This is a genomic window from Thermopolyspora flexuosa (assembly GCF_006716785.1).
Lineage (GTDB): Bacteria > Actinomycetota > Actinomycetes > Streptosporangiales > Streptosporangiaceae > Thermopolyspora > Thermopolyspora flexuosa.
The window spans coordinates 4,700,412-4,718,041 of the sequence record NZ_VFPQ01000001.1; the positions used below are offsets into that span (position 1 = coordinate 4,700,412).

Sequence of the window (17,630 nt, forward strand, 5' to 3'; positions counted from 1 at the left end):
TCTCACCGGGTGGAGACGGAACGATCACGGAACCGGGCCGGCAGCATGCCGCCGGCCCACGCCAGGGCCGCGCGCGGCACCGTGACGAGCACGTACGCGAGCAGCCCCAGGCCGCCCGCCAGGCACAGCTCGGCGAACGCGTTCCCGCCCAGCCACCGCGCCAGGGACGACGCGCCGAGCGCGACCGCGCCGCAGGCCAGCCCGCCGAGCAGCGGCCGGGCCAGCGCGGGCAGCACCGGGCCGACGCGCACCCCGGTACGGCGCAGCGCGAGCGCGGCGAGCGGCAGCGCGACGAACACGGCCGCGGCGGCGTTGCCGATCGCCGCGCCGCGGATGCCGTCGAGGTGCGCCCCGGCGATGATCGCGGGCACGAGCGCCACGCCGTACCCGAGGTTCATCCACACCGTCGCCTTGGTCGCCCCCTGCGAGGTGAGGATGTCGAACGCGAACGAGGTGAGCATGCGGGCGAGCATGAGCACCGCGAGGAAGCGCAGCACCCCGGCCGACATCTCCCACTTGGCGCCGTAGAGGAACACCACGATCGGGTGGGCGAGGGTGGCCATGAGCACCGCCACCGGCAGCACCGCGGCCACCAGCAGCGGCACCGAGCGGGCCACGCCCTCCTGCAGCGTCGCCGTGTCGCGCTCGGCGAGCCGGGAGAAGCCGGGGATCGACACGTACCGGATCGCGGTGCCGATCAGCCCCGGCACCCAGCTCGAGATGTTGAACGCGAGCAGGTAGTAGCCGAGCAGCTCCTCGTCGAGCACCGCGCCGACGATCACGTAGCCGACGTTGAGCAGCACCGCCTCCAGCCCGGTCCCGGCCGCCGACGGGATGCCGAACCGCAGCAGCCGCCCGGCGACCGCCCGGTCGAATCCCAGCCGGAACGGCACCCGCGCCGCGGCGAGCACCACCACGCCGGTCACCACCGCGCCGCAGAGCTGACCCCAGGCGAAGCTGTACGGCCCGGCCCCGTTCGCGGCGAGGGTGATCGCCACCGCGGCGTTCACCGTGAAGCCCGCGAGGATCGCGCCGGAGAGCCGGTCGTGCTGGAAGCGGCGCATGAGCGCGCCGCTGCGCACCGCGGTGACCCCCTCGACGAGGATCACCGCGGTGAGGATGCGCACCACCGGGGCGGCGTCCGGGTTCCCGGCGAGCGTGGCGAACGCCGGGGCGCCGGCCCAGAACACCGCGTACAGCGTGGTCGCCGAGATCAGGGCGAGCGTCGTCGCGGTCGGCGCCATCTCGGCGAGCCGCCCCCGCCACTGCACGGTCGCCGCGATGATCCCGACGTCCTTGATCGTCATCACGAACTGGGTGGCGGCGAGCGCGACCGCGTACACGCCGAAGTCCTCGGGCACGAGCAGGCGGGCGAGCACGAGGCTCATCACGAACGAGCCCGCCTTCATCACCACGTTGCCGAGCAGGCTCCACCGCAGCCCGCGCCCGGCCTTGCGCCCGATGGTCCGTACCGCGGCGCCCGCGCCGCCCTCCCCCGCGGCGCCCGCGCCGCCCTCCCCCGCGGCGCCGTCCGCCGGGACGGCGGTGTCCGTGGTCTCAGCCATCGCCGCGCCGGTCCTCGGCGTCCGCCCGATCCCGCCCCGGTACGGCGGCCCGCGGCGGGCCGCCCGCGGTGTCGTTCGGTGTGCCGTTCGTGGTGACGGCACCGTTCGCCCTGCCGTTCGCCGTGCCGGTCACGGCGGAGTTCGCCGCGGCGCCGCCGGGCTCGGAGACCCGCTCCAGCCAGATCTCCCGCCAGAACGGCACGAACTCCCGCGGGCAGTTGAGGTTGTACACGCCCGCGCAGACCACGCCCTCGAGCACGATGCACGGGTTCTTCATCCGCAGCATGCGGCCGGTGCGCTCGTCGATGCACCGCTCGACCCGGGCGGCGACCCGGGCGACCCGGCCGCAGTAGCGGGCCATCTCCTCCTCGAACCCCAGGCCCCGGTTGAGCAGGTCCTTGTTGAGCGTGGGGAGGATCTCCTCCTTCGGCTTGACCCGCACCAGCTCGCCCGGTCGCAGGCCGAGGTGCGCGGTCGGGGTCGGGCCGACCGCGGTGCCCTTGACGAAGCCCCAGCGCAGCCCGCCCTTGATGCGCAGCCACGGCGGCAGCACCCGGGTGCTGAGGTGCTGGAAGCGGTTGAACAGACCGATCAGGATGCCGCGCAGCGTGGCGAGCACGCCCGCGTTGCCGGTGCGCACGTCCCACACGTACTGGCGCAGGTCGCGGAACGGCAGGCGTTCCGGCGCGGCGCGGAGCAGCTCGGTCGCCTGGCAGCGGTAGCGCACCTCGCCGTCCGGGCCGGGCGGCCTGCGGGTGTTCGCCGCCAGCAGCTCTTCGAGCCGCCGCCGGGCCTGCTCCTCCCGCGCGGCCTCCTCCGGCGAGGGGGCGGCGCCGTTCCGCAGGGCGTCGCCGGGGTCCACGCGGCGGAGCCATTCCTCCTTCCAGTAGAGCGAGCAGGCGGTCTGGCAGCCGCCGTGCGCCGCGCCGTCGCACCGCGCCCCGGTCAGGTGCACGGCACCCGCCATGCGCCGCAGGCCGCTGCGCTCGATCGTGTCGCAGAGCTTGTGCGCCACCTTGTGCACGACCAGCCGCTGCCCGCAGAACCGCAGCATCTCCGGCATGAACGGCAGGCCGTCGAGTTCGCCGCGCTCGTCGAGGGTGGCGAGGATCTCGGCCGCGCCGCGGACCTCGACCACGTCGCCGACCCGTAACGCGGCGGGCAGACCGGCGCGCCGTGCCGCGGTTCGGTCGCGCCGGGGAGTCGCGTTCAGCATTCCTTCACCGGTTCCAGCAGGGTGGCGTCGCACAGCGCACGCGCCGCGTCCGCCACGACGTCGAAGGGCAGTCCGGACCGCTCGGCGATGTCGAGCAGCCCGTGGTCACCGTCGGAGAGGTTGAGCACCCAGAGCATCGCCATCTGGGCCTGTTTGGTGTCGCTGCGCCCGCCGAGCGAGTCGTACAGGCCACGGCGGCCGAGCTGCGGCTCGCCGTACGGGCTGAGGTTGAGGTACCGCCGGTCGCGCTCGAGCACCTGGAGGATCTCCCAGACGGTCTCGAGCGTGTCCCGCATCGCCTCCTCGGTGACGAAGTCGAGGTCGTCGCCCGAGGTGTGGTACTCGGGGTAGCGCCCGTACGGCGTGCGGGTGAGCGAGCCGACGCCGAGGTTGAACCCGGGCGAGCAGTACTGCCGCTCGTCGTAGCCGTACGGGGAGAAGTCCACCACGGTGTGCGGCCGCCCCGAGGCGCGCAGCACGTACGCGGCGGCCTTGTCGATCGGGGCGTCGCCGCGCCGGCTGCGCTTGTAGGTGAGCGGGCCGCGGTCCCCGGCGCAGGCGAGCACGAGGCCGTGCCGTACCCGCTCGATCCGGTCCCGGTTGCGGGCGAGCCAGGTGATCGCGCCGATCGTGCCGGGGGCGAACAGGAACCGGTACGTGTACCGGGGGCGGGGGCCGGCGGCGAGCCGCCGGGCGAGGTGGGTCGCCACCGCGATCGCCGCGAGGTTGTCGTTGGCGAGCGAGGGGTGGCAGACGTGGCAGGAGATCAGCACCTCGTCCGCGGTCTCCCCGGGCACGACGTGCTCGCCGTAGGTGAGGTGCCCGTCGGCGAGCGTGGAGTCGATGCACACCTCGTACTCGCCCTCGGGCAGCGCCGCGAGCGTGTCCGCGCTGAGGCAGAACCCCCAGGTCTCGTGGTAGTAGCTGGTCCGGTACGGCACCAGGTCGGGCCGGTCGGGCAGCGTGTGCAGGTGCGGGCGCAGCTCCTCCAGGGTCATGCGCCGGTGCACCGGCACGCTGTAGCCGACCACGTGCAGGTTGCACGCGGCGAAGTCGACCACCCGGCGGCCCGCGGCGTCCTTGATGTAGGCGTCGCGGATGTTCCACTCCTTGGGCACCGTCCAGTCGAGCACCTTCGTGCCGGTCGGCACCTCGTGGATCTCGAGCGGCACCTGCTCGGCGATGATCTCCAGGGTGCGGCGCACGCCGTCGCCGGTGATGCTCCGGCAGATCGGGTAGAGCCGCGCCACGAGCGCGTGCAGCTCGCCCCGCTCCGGCGCCGCCGTGTCCTGCTCGGCTCCCGGCGCGGTCATGGCCGCTCCACCGGGCGCAACGTGGCGTCGATCTCGCCAGCGGCGCGGCGGTCGGCGAGCCGGGCAAGCCGGGTGAAGTCGCGCTCGAAGGCGTGCCGGGTGAGCCCGTGCCCGGTGTAGGCGTCGTACAGCTCCACCGCCCCGGCCTTCACCGTCCAGCGGGGCGCGAAGCCGGGCAGCGCCCGCCGGATCCGGGAGAAGTCCACCCGGTAGGAGCGCGGGTCCGGCCCGGTCTCCCCGGTGATGACCAGCCGGGAGCCGGGCACCGCCTCCACCACCTCGGCGGCGATCTCCGCGACCGTGCGGTTGTTCTGCTCGGAGCCGACGTTGAACGCCCGCGCGTGCACCGCCTCGCGCGGCGCCTCGAGCGCGTGCAGGAACGCCTCGGCGATGTCGAGCACGTGCACCAGCGGCCGCCACGGCGTGCCGTCCGACAGCACCCGCACCTCGCCGTGCAGCACCGCGTGCGCGACGAGGTTGTTGAGCACGATGTCGCAGCGCAGCCGCGGCGAGAACCCGAACGCGGTGGCGTTGCGCAGGAACACCGGGCTGAAGTCGTCGTCGGCGAGCGCGGCCACGTCGTCCTCGACCCGCACCTTCGACTCCGCGTACGGCGTGACCGGCCGCAGCGGCGCGTCCTCGTCGACCAGCTCGTCGCCGCCCACCGCGCCGTACACCGAGCAGGTGGAGGCGTAGAGGAACCGCCGCACCCCGGCGTCGCGGGCGAGCCGGGCGAGCCGTACCGCGGCGAGGTGGTTGATCGCGTAGGTGAGCGCCGGGTCGAGCGCGCCGAGCGGGTCGTTCGACAGCGCGGCGAGGTGGATCACCGCGTCGAACCCGTCCAGCATCTCCGCGGTGACGTCCCGCAGGTCGACCGCGAACCCGGCCGGGTCCCGCGGCGGCGGGCCGAGCACCCGGTCGGCGAACAGCCCCGAGTCGAGGCCGACCACCTCGTGCCCGGCGGCGGCGAGCACCGGGCCCATGACCGTGCCCAGGTAGCCCTGGTGCCCGGTGAGCAGCACACGCATGTATCAGCCTCCAGCGGTGAGGTCGAGGGTGAGCTTGGCGACGTGGAAGGCCTCGGCGTAGCGGGCGTTGCACTCGACGCCCCGGATCCGGGCGAGCCCGAGGAACGTCTCCCGGTCGTACCAGGAACGGCCGTGCTGCGACGGGTAGTGGGCCAGCAGCAGATCGGCCTTCGCCTCGGCCACCTCGGGCGCGAGCGGCTGGTACACGGACGGCCGGCCGAGGTCGCCGTCCCACTTGACGATCTCGTAGCCGAGCACGAGGTGGTCCCGGAACGCTGTGGGCACGATCCGGGCGAGCCCGCGGTGGTCCTGGTGCGCGTCCCCCGGGTGCGGGGCGAGCAGCAGGTCCGGATCGGTGCGGGCGCGCAGCTCCTCCACCGCGGTCTTCGCCTCGTCCCAGTGCGCGGGCAGCCGCCCGTCCGGCAGCTTGAGCACGGTCAGGTGCAGGTCCGCGCCGGGGCAGAACGCGGCGAGCGCCGCCGCCTCCTCGTCCTCCCGCACCGTGCCGCCGCCGGAGAGCACGAGCGCGTCGACCCGGATCCCCGGGTGGCTCGCGCACACGGTGAGCAGCGTGCCGCCCGCGCCGATCGCGATGTCGTCGCAGTGCGCGGCGACCGCGGCGATCGCGCGCAGCCCGGACCGCCCCGACCCGGTCGCACCGGCCACCTCCCCCGGCCGGTACGGCACAAGCCCGATCATGCGCTCACCCGCTCCCGCTCGCGCTCCCACAGCGCCCAGGGGCGCTCCCCCCGCGAGTAGGCCTCGTCGAGCGCGATGCGCTCCTTCACCGTGTCGGTGGGCCGCCAGTAGCCGCGGTACGGGTAGGCGATGAGCCGCCCCCGCTTGGCGAGCTGCACGCAGCCGTCGGCGACGAGGTCGCCGTTCTCCGGGATGTGGTCGAAGATCTCCTGGCGTAACACGAAGTAGCCGCCGTTCACCCATAACGGCATCTCGGCGACCGGCAGGATCGCCCCGACCCGGCCGTCCTCGCCCACGTCGACGCAGTGGAAGGTGCCCGGCGGCGGCACCACCATCATCGACGCGCCCGCGTCCGCGGCGGCGAACCGCTCGATGATGTCCGGCAGCGGCGCGTCGGTGAGGATGTCGGCGTAGTTGGCGAGGAACATCTCCTCGCCCTCGAGCAGGTGCCGGACCCGGCGCAGCCGCTCCCCGATCGGCGAGTCGATGCCGGTCTGCACGAACGAGATCTCCCAGTCGGAGATGTCGGTGGACAGCAGCTCGACCTTGCCGCCGCGCAGCACGAAGTCGTTCGACGTCGTCTCCTGGTAGTTGAGGAAGAACTCCTTGATGTGGTGCGCGCCGTACCCGAGGCAGAGGATGAACTGCTTGTGCCCGAAGTGGGCGTAGTACCGCATCACGTGCCAGATCAGCGGGCGGGGGCCCACGAGCTGCATCGGTTTCGGCACGTCGCCGGGGGTTCCGGTGCGCATGCGCATGCCGTAGCCGCCGCAGAACAGGACGACCTTCACGACACCACCTCCAGTTCGGGAATCGGGAACACCAGGCGGCCGCCCCACTCGCGCACGTAGGACAGCTCGGCGACGAGCTCGTCGCGGAGGTTCCACGGCAGGACGAGCACGTAGTCGGGCCGGTCCGCGGCGATGCGCTCCGGCGGCAGGATCGGGATGCGCGCGCCCGGCGTGTACCTGCCGTGCTTGTAGGGGTTGCGGTCGACCGTGTACGGCAGCAGGTCGGGGCGCACCCCGCAGAAGTTGAGCAGCGTGTTGCCCTTGCCGGGCGCGCCGTACCCGACGACGGTACGGCCCTGCTCGGCGGCCTCGATGAGGAAGCGCAGCAGGTCGCGGCGGACCTTGGCGACCCGCTCGGCGAAGCCCGCGTACCCGGCCGGCTCGTGCAGCCCGGCGGCCTTCTCCTCGTCGAGCACCGCGGCCATGCGGGCGCTCGGCGCGGGGCCGTCCGCCGCGACCGCCTCGGCGGGCCGGGCCCACAGCCGGATCGAGCCGCCGTGCGTGGGCAGCCGCTCCACGTCGACGAGGGCCAGGCCGCCGCTCGCCAGCGCCCGCCGGGCCGAGTCGACCGTGTAGTACTGGAAGTGCTCGTGGTAGATCGTGTCGAACTGGTTGCCCGCCATGAGCGTGAGCAGGTGCTGGACCTCGATCACCACCCAGCCGTCGTCGGCGACGAGGGCGCGCAGCCCCTCGGTGAAGCCGATCACGTCCGGGACGTGGGCGTAGACGTTGTTCGCCACGACGAGGTCGGCCGGGCCGTGCTCGGCGCGCACCTGCGCGCCGGTCTGCGGGGTGAGGAACGCGGTGAGCGTGGGCACCCCGCGCTCCCGGGCCACCGCCCCGACGTTCGCCGCGGGCTCGATGCCGAGGCAGCGGATGCCCCGCTCGACCACGTGCCGCAGCAGGTAGCCGTCGTTGCTCGCCACCTCCACGACGAACGCGTCCGGGCCGAGGCCCAGGCGCTCGACCGCGCCGGCGACGAACCGGCGGGCGTGCTCCACCCAGGAGGTGGAGTACGAGGAGAAGTACGCGTACTCGGTGAACGTCTCCTCCGGTGTGATCAGCGGCGGGAGCTGCGCGAGGTGGCAGTCCACGCAGAACCGCAGGTGGAGCGGGTAGGTCGGCTCGGGCTCGTCGAGCTGCTCGGCGGTGAGGAACCGCTCGCAGGGCGGCGTCGCGCCGAGGTCGACGACGCTCACCAGATCCTGCGAGCCGCAGAGCCGGCACGTGGTGGTCATCGGGCACTCCCCCTCGCCGCCTTGCGCGGCTCGTCGGGCCGCGTACCGCGCGGCCGTGGCTTGTCGGACATCCGCCGGTCGGTCACCGGCTGATCGGGGTGGCGCGGCCGGGCCGTACCGGGCCCGGCGTCCATCAGCGGACAGATGGGGCGGGCCACGCGAATCCGCCCGGATCCTGTGCGATGCTTCGGCCCATGGAGCGCCTCGGCATCGACGGACTGTGGTGCTACACCCCGCGCGTGCACACCGACGCCCGCGGCTCGTTCCTGGAGGCCTTCCGGGCCGGTGAGCTGCGCGAGGCGGTGGGACACCGGTTCGACCTCGCCCAGGTCAACTGCTCGGTGTCGCGCCGCGGCGTGCTGCGCGGCGTGCACTTCGCCGACGTGCCGCCCGGCCAGGCGAAGTACGTCACCTGCGTGGCCGGGGCGATCCTCGACGTGGTGGTGGACATCCGGGTCGGCTCGCCCACCTTCGGCCGCTGGGAGGCGGTGCGGCTCGACGACGAGAACCGCCGCGCGCTGTACGTGGCCGAGGGGCTCGGCCACGCCTTCCTCGCGCTGAGCGAGAGCGCGACCGTGGTCTACCTGTGCTCGCAGCCGTACGCGCCCGCCCGCGAGCACGGCATCCACCCGCTCGACCCGGAGCTCGGCATCGACTGGCCGCTCGACGGCGAGCCGGTGCTGTCCGCGAAGGACGCGGCCGCCCCGACGCTCGCCGAGGCGCGCGCCGCCGGGCTGCTCCCCGGCTACGACGCCTGCCTCGACTTCTACGCGTCCCTGCGCAAGGACGGCTGAGCTCACCGGGCGCCTCCCGACGACGCCGTGACGGTCCCGGCGAGGTACGGCCAGGCCGCGCGGAACGCCTCCCGCCAGTGCCGCATCGGCGGCAGGTGGGCCCGCGCCCAGCCCGTGTGGCCGAGCACGCTGTAGGCGGGCCGCGGGGCCGGGCGGCCGAGCGCGGCGGACGTGGTCGGGGTGACCAGGGCGGGGTCGGCCCCGGCGGCGGCGTAGATCTCGCGGGCGAAGCCGTACCAGGTGGTCTGGCCGGCGTTCGTGCCGTGGTAGACGCCGGGCGGGGCGCCGATCCGGGCGAGGGCGACCAGCCGCGCGGCGAGGTCGGCCGACCAGGTCGGCTGGCCCACCTGGTCGGTGACCACGGCGACGCCCTCGCCGGCCGTGGCGCGGCGGAGCATGGTGCGCACGAAGTTCGCCCCGTGCGCGCCGTACAGCCAGGCGGTGCGCACCACGAGGTGGCCGTGCGCGAGCGCCGCGCGCTCCCCGGCGAGCTTGGTGCGCCCGTACGCGCCGAGCGGGTTCGGCGGCGCGTCCTCCGGGTACGGCGCGCTCGCCGTGCCGTCGAACACGTAGTCGGTGGAGACGTGCACGAGCCGCACCGACCGGGCCGCGCACGCCTCGGCGAGCACCCGCACCGCGTGGCCGTTCACCGCGAGCGCCTCCGGCTCGCGCTCCTCGGCGGCGTCCACCGCGGTCCACGCGGCGCAGTTGACCACCACGTCCGGCCGGTGCGCGTCGAGCGCGGCGGCGACCGCGCCCGGGTCCCGCACGTCGAGCTGTTCGCGGCCGAGCGCGACCACGTGCTCGCCGTCCCGGTCGCACAGGTGCGCGACCACGTCGGCGCCGAGCATGCCGCGCGCCCCGGTGACCAGCCATCTCACGGCGCGATCGCCTCCCACCAGCCGGGGTTCGCGACGTACCAGTCGATCGTCTCGGCGAGGCCCCGCTCGAACGGCACGGCCGGCCGGTAGCCGAGCGCGCGCAGCCGGGTGTCGTCGAGCGAGTAGCGCCGGTCGTGCGCCTTGCGGTCCGGGACGTGCTCGACCATGTCCCAGCCGAGCCCGAGGTGCTCGAGGATGCGGCCGGTGAGCTCGGCGTTGGTGAGCTCGGCGGTGCCCGCCACGTGGTAGACCTCTCCGGGCTCGCCGCGTTCGGCGACGATGTCGATCGCCCGGCAGTGGTCGGTGACGTGGATCCAGTCCCGCACGTTGCGGCCGTCGCCGTACAGCGGGGCCTTGCGGCCGCGCAGCAGGTTGGTCACGAACCGCGGGATGAGCTTCTCCGGGTGCTGGTACGGCCCGTAGTTGTTGCCGCACCGGGTGATCGACACCGGCAGCCCGTGGGTTATCGCGTAGGCGCGGGCGATGAGGTCGCCCCCGGCCTTCGCCGCCGCGTACGGCGAGCGGGGCCGCAGCGGCGCGTCCTCGGTCCACGACCCGGTCTCGATCTCGCCGTACACCTCGTCGGTGGAGACGTGCACCACCCGGGGCACGCCCGCGTCGAGGCACGCCTGCAGCAGCGTCTGGGTGCCGAGCACGTTGGTGCGCACGAACGCCTCGGCGCCCTCGATCGACCGGTCGACGTGGGTCTCGGCGGCGAAGTTGACGACGAGGTCGTGGCCGGGGACGACCGCGGCGAGCAGCTCGGCGTCGCAGATGTCGCCGTGCACGAACTCGTGCCGGCCCGCCACCGGCTCGAGGTTGGCGAGGTTGCCGGCGTAGGTGAGCTTGTCGAGCACGGTCACCGTGTCGCCCGCGGCGACCCGGGCCCGCGCGTAGTGCGAGCCGATGAACCCGGCCCCGCCGGTGACGAGGACCTTCACGGCGCCCCCGGTGCGGGGTACGGCGAGCCGGAACGCCCGCAAACGGCGGATATATCGGGAGACGCGGTCCAGGGGGACGTTGCGCGCTGCATCAGGGGGATCTCCAAACGATCGGGGGGACACGGCCGGTGACCGGCCCGGACGTCACGAGCTGATCTGCACCTTGCTGTGGTCGCCGAGCACGAGGCGGTGGGCTCGCGGCGTACCGGGGGCGCGGGTGACCTCCACGTCGTGGCCGATGAGGGACGACTCGATGCGGGCGACGCCGGAGATCGCCGCCCGGGGGAGCATGATCGAGTACTCGATCTCGCTGTCGACCACCGCGCAGCCCGCGGCGATCGAGGTGAACGGCCCCACGTAGCTTCCGGTGATCCGCGCGCCGGGGCCGATGATCACGGGCCCGACGATGCGGGACCGCTCGACCACCGCGTCCGGCTCCACCACCACCCGGCCGATCAGCTCGCTGGCCTCGTCCACGCGGCCGTCCACCCGCGGCTCGAGCGACTCGAGCACGAGCCGGTTCACCTCGAGCATGTCGGCGACGTTGCCGGTGTCCTTCCAGTAGCCGGAGATGATCGTCGACTCCACCCGGTGGCCGGTCTCGATGAGCCTGCCGATCGCGTCGGTGATCTCCAGCTCGCCGCGCCAGGACGGCTTGAGGTCCTTCACCACCTCGTGGATCGCCGGGGTGAACAGGTAGACGCCGACGAGGGCGAGGTCGCTCTTGGGGTTGCGCGGCTTCTCCTCCAGCCGGATCACCCGGCCCTCGGCGTCGAGCTCGGCGACCCCGAAGGCGCGGGGGTCGCTCACCTTGGTGAGCATGATCTGGGCCGCGGGCCGGTCCCGGACGAACCTGGCGACGATGTCCTCGATGCCGCCGACGATGAAGTTGTCGCCGAGGTACATGATGAAGTCCTCGTCGCCGAGGTAGTCCCGGGCGATGAGCACCGCGTGGGCGAGCCCGAGCGGGGCGGGCTGGCGCAGGTAGGTGGCGCGCAGCCCGAACGCCGAGCCGTCGCCGACCGCGGCCTCGATCTCGGCGTGGGTGTCGCCCACCACGATCCCGACGTCGCGCACGCCGGTGGCCGCGATCGCCTCCAGGCCGTAGAAGAGCACCGGCTTGTTCGCGACGGGCACGAGCTGTTTGGCGGAGGTGTGCGTGATCGGCCGCAGCCGCTTCCCGGATCCGCCGGCGAGGACGAGCGCCTTCACCTCAGTAGGCCCCCTCCCCACTCTTCACCGCGCCCCAGGTCTTCCACAGGATCTGCAGGTCGAGGATGAGCGACCAGTTCTCCACGTACCGCAGGTCGAGCCGGACCGACTCCTCCCAGCTCAGGTCCGCCCGGCCGGACACCTGCCACAGGCCGGTCATGCCGGGCTTCACCACGAGGCGGCGCCGTACGTCGCTGCCGTACCGGGCGACCTCCTCGGGCAGCGGCGGCCGGGGGCCGACCAGCGACATCTCGCCGCGCAGCACGTTGATCAGCTGCGGCAGCTCGTCGATGGAGTAGCGGCGCAGGAAGGCGCCGACCTTGGTGACCCTTGGATCGTTCCTGATCTTGAACAGCACGCCGTCGTGCTCGTTCTCGTGCTCGAGCAGCGCCTTGAGCCGCTCCGCGCCGTTCACCATGGTGCGGAACTTCAGCAGCCGGAACTCGCGCCCGCCGCGGCCGATCCGGGTCTGCTTGAACAGCGCCGGGCCCTCGCTCGTCGACCGGATGATGATCGCGATCACCAGCATCGGGATCGCGAGGATGATCAGCGCGATCAGCGCGACCACCTTGTCGAAGACGCTCTTCACCATGCCGCGCAGGCCGTCGAACTCGGGGTGCTCGACGTAGAGCAGCGGCATGCCGGCGACCGGGCGGATGCTGGTGCGCGGCCCGGCCACCTCCACGAGCGCCGGGGCGACGAACAGCTCGGTGCCCCGCGGCTCGAGGCTCCAGGCGAGGCGGCGCAGCGCGGCGCCGTCGAGCTCCGGGCAGGCGGCCACGGCGACCGCGTCCGCGTCCACCTTCTCCACCACCTCGGCGACGTTCGTGAAGTCGCCGAGCACCGGGACCCCGTCGATCTCGAGGTCCATGCCGGCGCCGGGGCCGCCGCCGGCGCCGTTCGCCGTGCCGTTCACGGAGCCGCCGACGCCGGTGTCCGGCACCGGGGGCAGGCAGGCCGCCACCACGTTCATCCCGTGGTACGGCTGCCGCCGGAACTGCATCACCAGGTCGAGGATCGACTCGCGGTGCCCGACCGCGACAACGCGGCGCAGGAACTCACCGGCCATGCGCCGCCGGTGCAGGCGCCGGCGCATGCGGTGCCGGAAGACGAGCGTGAGCAACGTCGCGAGCGGGATCGTGCCGAGCACGAAGCTGCGCGCGAGCATGGTCTGCGTGGCGTAGGCGCCGATCGCCACCGCCGCGGTGAGCGTCACCCCGCCGTTGAACACCGCGCGGAACTCGTCCGATCCCTCGCCGTGCACCCGCTTGCGGTACGCCCCCGCCATGGCCATCGCCCCGGGCCAGGCCGCGGCGAGGGCGAGACCGAACGCCACCTCGGTCCACGGGATGAACGCGCCCAGCCACAGCCGTACCCCGAGCACCACCTCGCATGCGATCACCGCGCAGGCGACGTCACCGGTGAGCAGCAGCCGAACGTAGGCGCGCGTCCACATGCTCGACGGCGTTTTCGGGTCGCCTTTGGGACGCGTGGCGGCGCGCGCCTCCAACCCCACCCTCATGCCACATTCCCCACCCTGTGGTCAGGACCATGCAAACTACTGACGCATGCTCAGTTCCGTTGGTTGACGCCTGACGCTTGTATCACACGGGAGCCGGGTTCTCTGAAGAATCTTAGAGATCACCGGAGCAGCGGGGAATAGCTGGATATGTCCACATTCGGACGAGAACTTTTTTTGTAGAAGAGTTGACCGAACAGCGGGAACGGGCGATATCACCGTTCATAGGTGTAAATTCAGGGGAAAAATTAGCATTATTGCCCCATTTTGCGAGAAAGCAGCACACGAAGTCGGATGCCGGGGCACTCCGGGAGCGCGCGGCGCACGGCGCGACCCTGGGCTGCGCCGGCCGTACCCCAGAGGCACGGCGGGCGGACGCCGTCACCTCGGCCGACGGGCGTCACCTGGGCGGAGAGGAGCGGGCCGTCTCCCTGACGGCGGGCTTGCGACGGTGCACACGAAGCGGGGCGGGCGCGCGGGACGCGCGTGGGGCACCCCCGCCGTCGCCGGTGGGATGAACGCGGACCTCGGCGGGCGTGGGGCCGGTCGGGTCAGTCGTACTCGAGGTCCGGCAGCGGGGCGGGCGGGTCGGGACTGCGCCACACGACCACATGCCCCTCACGCGCGGACCTGATCGCGGCGTCCAGCCGGTCGAGGTCGAAATCCGGCAGGTAGCGCAGCCGCGCGAGGAAGGTGGCGTCGGTGGCCGACTGCGGCACAACACACCCTTCGCCGTTTCGATCGAGCAGGACGATCAGGGCGTCGTCGGTGACGCCCTCCACGCGGACCTCGACCACGTCCTCCCACGCGAGGGCCTCGACGCTACCGTCCGCGTAGTGGCGGGTCACGCCCTCCTCGGTCACGTACACGTACGAATCCGGCACTGGGTTGCCGTGCATGGGCGCGATTCTGGCGACATCCGGGCGCCGGGTGCAAGAGACGTGACCATACCGCCGGGCAAAAGACTCCGGCAAAACGGCCGGACACCCCATCAGGGGCGACAACCGGCGCAACGCGACCCAGACCAGTGCCGTATCCACCCGGCCCCTTTCCCGCACCATCACGGTCGCGGTGTGTGACCGCTCGGATACGCTGGGCGGGTGACCGGGGAGGTGACCGAGGTCCGGCGGATCGTGCGCCGCGTGGTACGGCACGGCGTCGCCGGACTGGCCGGGGCGGGCATGGGCGCGGCCGCGCAGTTTCTTCTCGTACTCGCCGTGACCCGTGCCTTCGACGCGGCCACCGCCGGGCGTTTTTTCGCGCTCACCACCGGCTGCCTCATGATCGCGGGCATTGTCCGGCTCGACGCGGGCAACGGACTCCTCTATTTCGTCGCCCGCGCAACGGCGGACCGAAAAGGGGGGATTTGGTCATATTTAATGGCGGCCGTCCCGCCCGTCGCCCTGATATCGATAACCGTTTCCTTGATCGTCTTTTTCGAGGCCGACATATTCGGCGGCATCGCTCCTGATTCGGCGAATCAAGCAGCAAACGGGATTATTTACCACGATAATAATGCGGCTTCCCCGAGCCCGCCCGGCGGCCCCGGCGACGGGGTCGGCGCCGCCCTGCGGGTGCTCGCCGCGGCGTTCCCGGTGATCGTGCTCGCCGAGGTGTTCGTCGCCGCGACCCGCGGCTTCGGGGCGATGCGGCCCACCGTGCTGCTCGGCGGGGTCGTGCAGCCGGTGGCCCAGCTCGCCCTGGTCGCCGCGGTCGCCGCCTGGTGGCACGGCGGCGGCGCGCCGGGCGGCCCCGTGCTGCCGTGGCTCGCGGCCGCGTGGGCGCTGCCGTACCTGCCGGTGCTCGCGGTGGCCGCGGCCTGGCTGGGCCGCCGGGTGCGGCGGGAGCCGTACCTGCCGGGGACGGCGCGGGAGTTCTGGCGGCACACCGCGCCGCGCTCGGCCGGATCCGCGGTGCAGCACGTGTTCCAGCGGCTCGACGTGGTGGTCGTGGCCGCGCTCGCCGGGCCGGTCGAGGCCGCGGTGTACACCGCGGCGACCCGGTTCAAGGTGCTCGGCCAGCTCGCCGGGCAGGGGCTCGCGCAGGCCGCCCAGCCCACCCTGGTGCGCGCGCTCGCCACGGGCGACCTGGCGGTGGCGCGGGCGGTGTACCGGCGCACCACGAACCTGCTCGTCGCGCTCACCTGGCCGGTCTGGCTGGGGTACGCGGCGCTCGCCCCGGCGCTGCTCGGCGTCTTCGGCGACCGGTACGCCGCGGGCGCGGACGTCGCGGTGGTGCTCGCGGCCACGATGATGGTCGCCGCGGCGTGCGGCATGGCGGACGTGGCGCTGGTGGCGGCCGGGCGCACGGCGGCGAGCCTCGCGGGCATCCTCGCCGCGACCGCGGTCACCGTCGCCGTCGACCTCGCCCTCGTCCCCTCCCTGGGCGCGTTCGGCGCGGCGCTCGGCTGGTCCGCCGGGGTGGTGGTGAAGAACGCGCTGCCGCTCGCCCAGATCTGGCGGTCGTACGGCCTGCGCCCGTTCGGCGCGAACCTCGCCGGGGGTCAGTCCCGGTCGATGCCCCAGTTGTGGTCGAGGTGGGCGAGGATCGCCCGGCGGGCCGCCTCGGCCGGGCCGCGGGCGATCGCGTCGAGGAGGTCGCGGTGCTCGGCGACGAGCACGTCGCGGTCCTCGTACACCCGGCGCAGCCGCACCAGCCCGAGCCGGGTCTCGGCGGCGAGCGAGGAGTAGAGGCGCTCCAGCCGCGGGCTGCCCACCGCGACGATCAGCGCCTCGTGCAGCGCCATGTGCGCGGCGACCACCTGCGACCAGGGCGCGTCCGGCGGCAGCGCGGCCATGCCGTCGAGCGCCCGCTCGGCCTCGGGCACCCGCCGCCCGGCGAGCGTGACCGCCATCAGCTCCTCGAGCGGGGTGCGCACGAACATCAGGTCCGCCAGGTCGGCCGGGGTGACGTCGGGCACGTACGCGCTGCGGTTGCGCTCCCGGCGCACCAGGCCCTCGTGGGCGAGCACGGCGAGCGCCTCGCGCACGGTCGGGCGGGCCACGCCGTACGCGGCGGCGAGCTCCTGCTCGGGCAGCGGCGTGCCCGGCTCGATCTCGCCGGAGAGCACCCGGTCGCGCAGCGCGGCGGCGAGCGCGTCCACCGCGGACACCGGCCGGATGACGGCCACCGGCGCGGCCCGGCCGCCCGCCGGCCGCGCGCCCCCGGCGGACGCGGGCCGCGGCGGCCGTCCGGGCTCCTGCTCGCCCGGCATCGCCCTGGTCCCCGGTTGCGTCACGACCGTCCCTCCACCGTCGATCCGTCCCGTCCAGGGTGCCCGGCGTCGCGGGCCGCGGCAACGGACTCGCCCGGGGCGGCGGGTCCGGTGTCCGGCTCGGCCTTCTTGTCCCCGGCGGCCGAGCGGGCGACCGCGACGAGCGCGAGCATGAGCAGGGCCATGCCCGCCCAGGAGACGGGCGGCAGCCGCTCGCCCAGCACGACGAGGCCGAGCACGGCCGCGACCGCGGGCTCGGCGAGCGCGAGCGTGGCCGCCGCGGCGACCGGTGTGGTGCGCAGGCCCCGGCCGTACAGGAAATAGGAGAGCGCGGTGGTCGCGCAGCCGAGGTAGAGGGCGACCCCCAGCCCGTACGGCTCGGCGAGCCAGGAGGCGTCGCCGGCGAGCAGCAGCGGTGCGGACAGCACCCCGGCCCCGGCGAACATCACGCCCATGACGAGGTCGGACGGGGCGCCGCGGCCGATCGCCCGGGCCGCGGTGACCACGTAGAACGCGTACAGCAGCCCGCCGAGCAGGGCGAGCAGCACGCCGCCGGTCACGTCGCGGCCGGAGTCGACGCCGCCGCCCGAGAGCAGCAGCGCGCACCCGGCGATCGCCGCGGCGGTGGCGGCGGCCCAGCCACCGCTCGGGCGGACGCGGTCGAACAGCCAGGTCAGCAACCCGGTGAACACCGGCCCGCTGCCGATTGCGACGACCGTGCCGATGGCGACGCCGGTGCGGTCGACGGCGGCGAAGAAGCAGAGCTGGTACACGAGCACCGCGGCCATGGCGAGCGGCATCGCCCAGCCGAGGCCGGTCAGGCGGCCCCGCGCCCGCGCCAGGAACGGCACGCCGAGCAGCAGGCCGCCGATCACCAGCCGCGCCGCGGCGAGGTCGAGCGAACCGGCGTCCACCCCGGCCGCGCGCGCCAGCGCGCCGGCGGTGCCCGCCGTACCCCAGAGAACGGCCGCGGCGATGATCGCGAGCGGCCCGGAAGCACGCATGGTCTGATTGTCTTACAACCAGACAGGGCCACGCAACCGACTATCGCCCACAACACCCCCCGAAGGCACACACAAATGGACGAAGGTGACTTTTCAGACATTTAGCCACAAACGTCGCGGCAAGCCGTGGCGATCGTATCCCGGAGCCCGCCATCGCCCGCGCCGCGACGCCGTACCGCGCCGCGATCGGCCCGTGCCCCAGGCCGGGCATCGCG

Annotated in this window: 15 protein-coding genes; 1 reads left to right on the forward strand and 14 read right to left on the reverse strand. The window is 73.6% G+C overall.

The features are described from left to right. Positions 1-2: 2 nt before the first annotated feature. From FHX40_RS20135 to FHX40_RS20165, 7 genes are read right to left on the reverse strand one after another with little or no spacing between them, the layout of a single operon-like run. A complete protein-coding gene (locus FHX40_RS20135; protein ID WP_142261062.1) occupies positions 3-1,565 on the reverse strand; it encodes an oligosaccharide flippase family protein in 1,563 nt (520 codons plus the stop codon). Continuing rightward, on the reverse strand, positions 1,558-2,781 hold the full coding sequence (locus tag FHX40_RS20140) for a hypothetical protein (RefSeq protein ID WP_211350338.1): 1,224 nt from the start codon (positions 2,779-2,781) through the stop codon (positions 1,558-1,560). Before FHX40_RS20140 ends, FHX40_RS20135 begins: the two co-directional genes overlap by 8 nt. Further along, a complete protein-coding gene (locus tag FHX40_RS20145; protein ID WP_142261063.1) occupies positions 2,775-4,094 on the reverse strand; it encodes a DUF4910 domain-containing protein in 1,320 nt (439 codons plus the stop codon). Before FHX40_RS20145 ends, FHX40_RS20140 begins: the two co-directional genes overlap by 7 nt. Next, positions 4,091-5,122: an NAD-dependent epimerase/dehydratase family protein gene (locus tag FHX40_RS20150; RefSeq protein WP_142261064.1), complete on the reverse strand. Its 1,032-nt coding sequence runs from the start codon at positions 5,120-5,122 to the stop codon at positions 4,091-4,093. Before FHX40_RS20150 ends, FHX40_RS20145 begins: the two co-directional genes overlap by 4 nt. 3 nt (positions 5,123-5,125) lie before the next feature. Next, positions 5,126-5,821: a PIG-L deacetylase family protein gene (locus FHX40_RS20155; protein ID WP_142261065.1), complete on the reverse strand. Its 696-nt coding sequence runs from the start codon at positions 5,819-5,821 to the stop codon at positions 5,126-5,128. Then, positions 5,818-6,612, reverse strand: coding sequence for a glycosyltransferase family protein (locus FHX40_RS20160; protein ID WP_142261066.1), 795 nt, complete (start codon positions 6,610-6,612; stop codon positions 5,818-5,820). Before FHX40_RS20160 ends, FHX40_RS20155 begins: the two co-directional genes overlap by 4 nt. Further along, on the reverse strand, positions 6,609-7,850 hold the full coding sequence (locus FHX40_RS20165) for a class I SAM-dependent methyltransferase (protein WP_142261067.1): 1,242 nt from the start codon (positions 7,848-7,850) through the stop codon (positions 6,609-6,611). The genes FHX40_RS20160 and FHX40_RS20165 overlap by 4 nt, the downstream gene beginning before the upstream one ends. A gap of 194 nt (positions 7,851-8,044) precedes the next feature. Between FHX40_RS20165 and rfbC the strand changes: the two genes are divergently transcribed. Continuing rightward, on the forward strand, positions 8,045-8,644 hold the full coding sequence (rfbC, locus tag FHX40_RS20170; protein ID WP_142261068.1) for a dTDP-4-dehydrorhamnose 3,5-epimerase: 600 nt from the start codon (positions 8,045-8,047) through the stop codon (positions 8,642-8,644). Between the two features lie 2 nt (positions 8,645-8,646). On the opposite strand, the gene rfbD is transcribed toward rfbC, so the two are convergent. The 7 genes from rfbD to FHX40_RS20210 form a co-directional block, all read right to left on the reverse strand. Continuing rightward, on the reverse strand, positions 8,647-9,525 hold the full coding sequence (rfbD, locus tag FHX40_RS20175; RefSeq protein WP_142261069.1) for a dTDP-4-dehydrorhamnose reductase: 879 nt from the start codon (positions 9,523-9,525) through the stop codon (positions 8,647-8,649). Then, the gene (gene rfbB, locus FHX40_RS20180; protein WP_142261070.1) at positions 9,522-10,466 is read right to left on the reverse strand and encodes a dTDP-glucose 4,6-dehydratase; all 945 of its coding nucleotides are present in this window, start codon (positions 10,464-10,466) and stop codon (positions 9,522-9,524) included. Before rfbB ends, rfbD begins: the two co-directional genes overlap by 4 nt. Positions 10,467-10,610: 144 nt before the next feature. Beyond that, positions 10,611-11,678, reverse strand: a complete 1,068-nt coding sequence (locus tag FHX40_RS20185; protein WP_142261071.1) for a glucose-1-phosphate thymidylyltransferase — start codon at positions 11,676-11,678, stop codon at positions 10,611-10,613. Position 11,679: 1 nt separating this feature from the next. Further along, positions 11,680-13,200, reverse strand: coding sequence for a sugar transferase (locus FHX40_RS20190; RefSeq protein ID WP_142261072.1), 1,521 nt, complete (start codon positions 13,198-13,200; stop codon positions 11,680-11,682). Between the two features lie 548 nt (positions 13,201-13,748). After that, the gene (locus FHX40_RS20195) at positions 13,749-14,096 is read right to left on the reverse strand and encodes a hypothetical protein (protein WP_142261073.1); all 348 of its coding nucleotides are present in this window, start codon (positions 14,094-14,096) and stop codon (positions 13,749-13,751) included. Between the two features lie 1,604 nt (positions 14,097-15,700). Beyond that, positions 15,701-16,435 (reverse strand): GntR family transcriptional regulator, encoded by a 735-nt coding sequence (locus tag FHX40_RS20205; protein ID WP_229788528.1) that lies wholly within the window; start codon positions 16,433-16,435, stop codon positions 15,701-15,703. Then, positions 16,432-17,415, reverse strand: coding sequence for a DMT family transporter (locus tag FHX40_RS20210; RefSeq protein WP_142261074.1), 984 nt, complete (start codon positions 17,413-17,415; stop codon positions 16,432-16,434). The genes FHX40_RS20205 and FHX40_RS20210 overlap by 4 nt, the downstream gene beginning before the upstream one ends. Between the last annotated feature and the right edge of the window lie 215 nt (positions 17,416-17,630).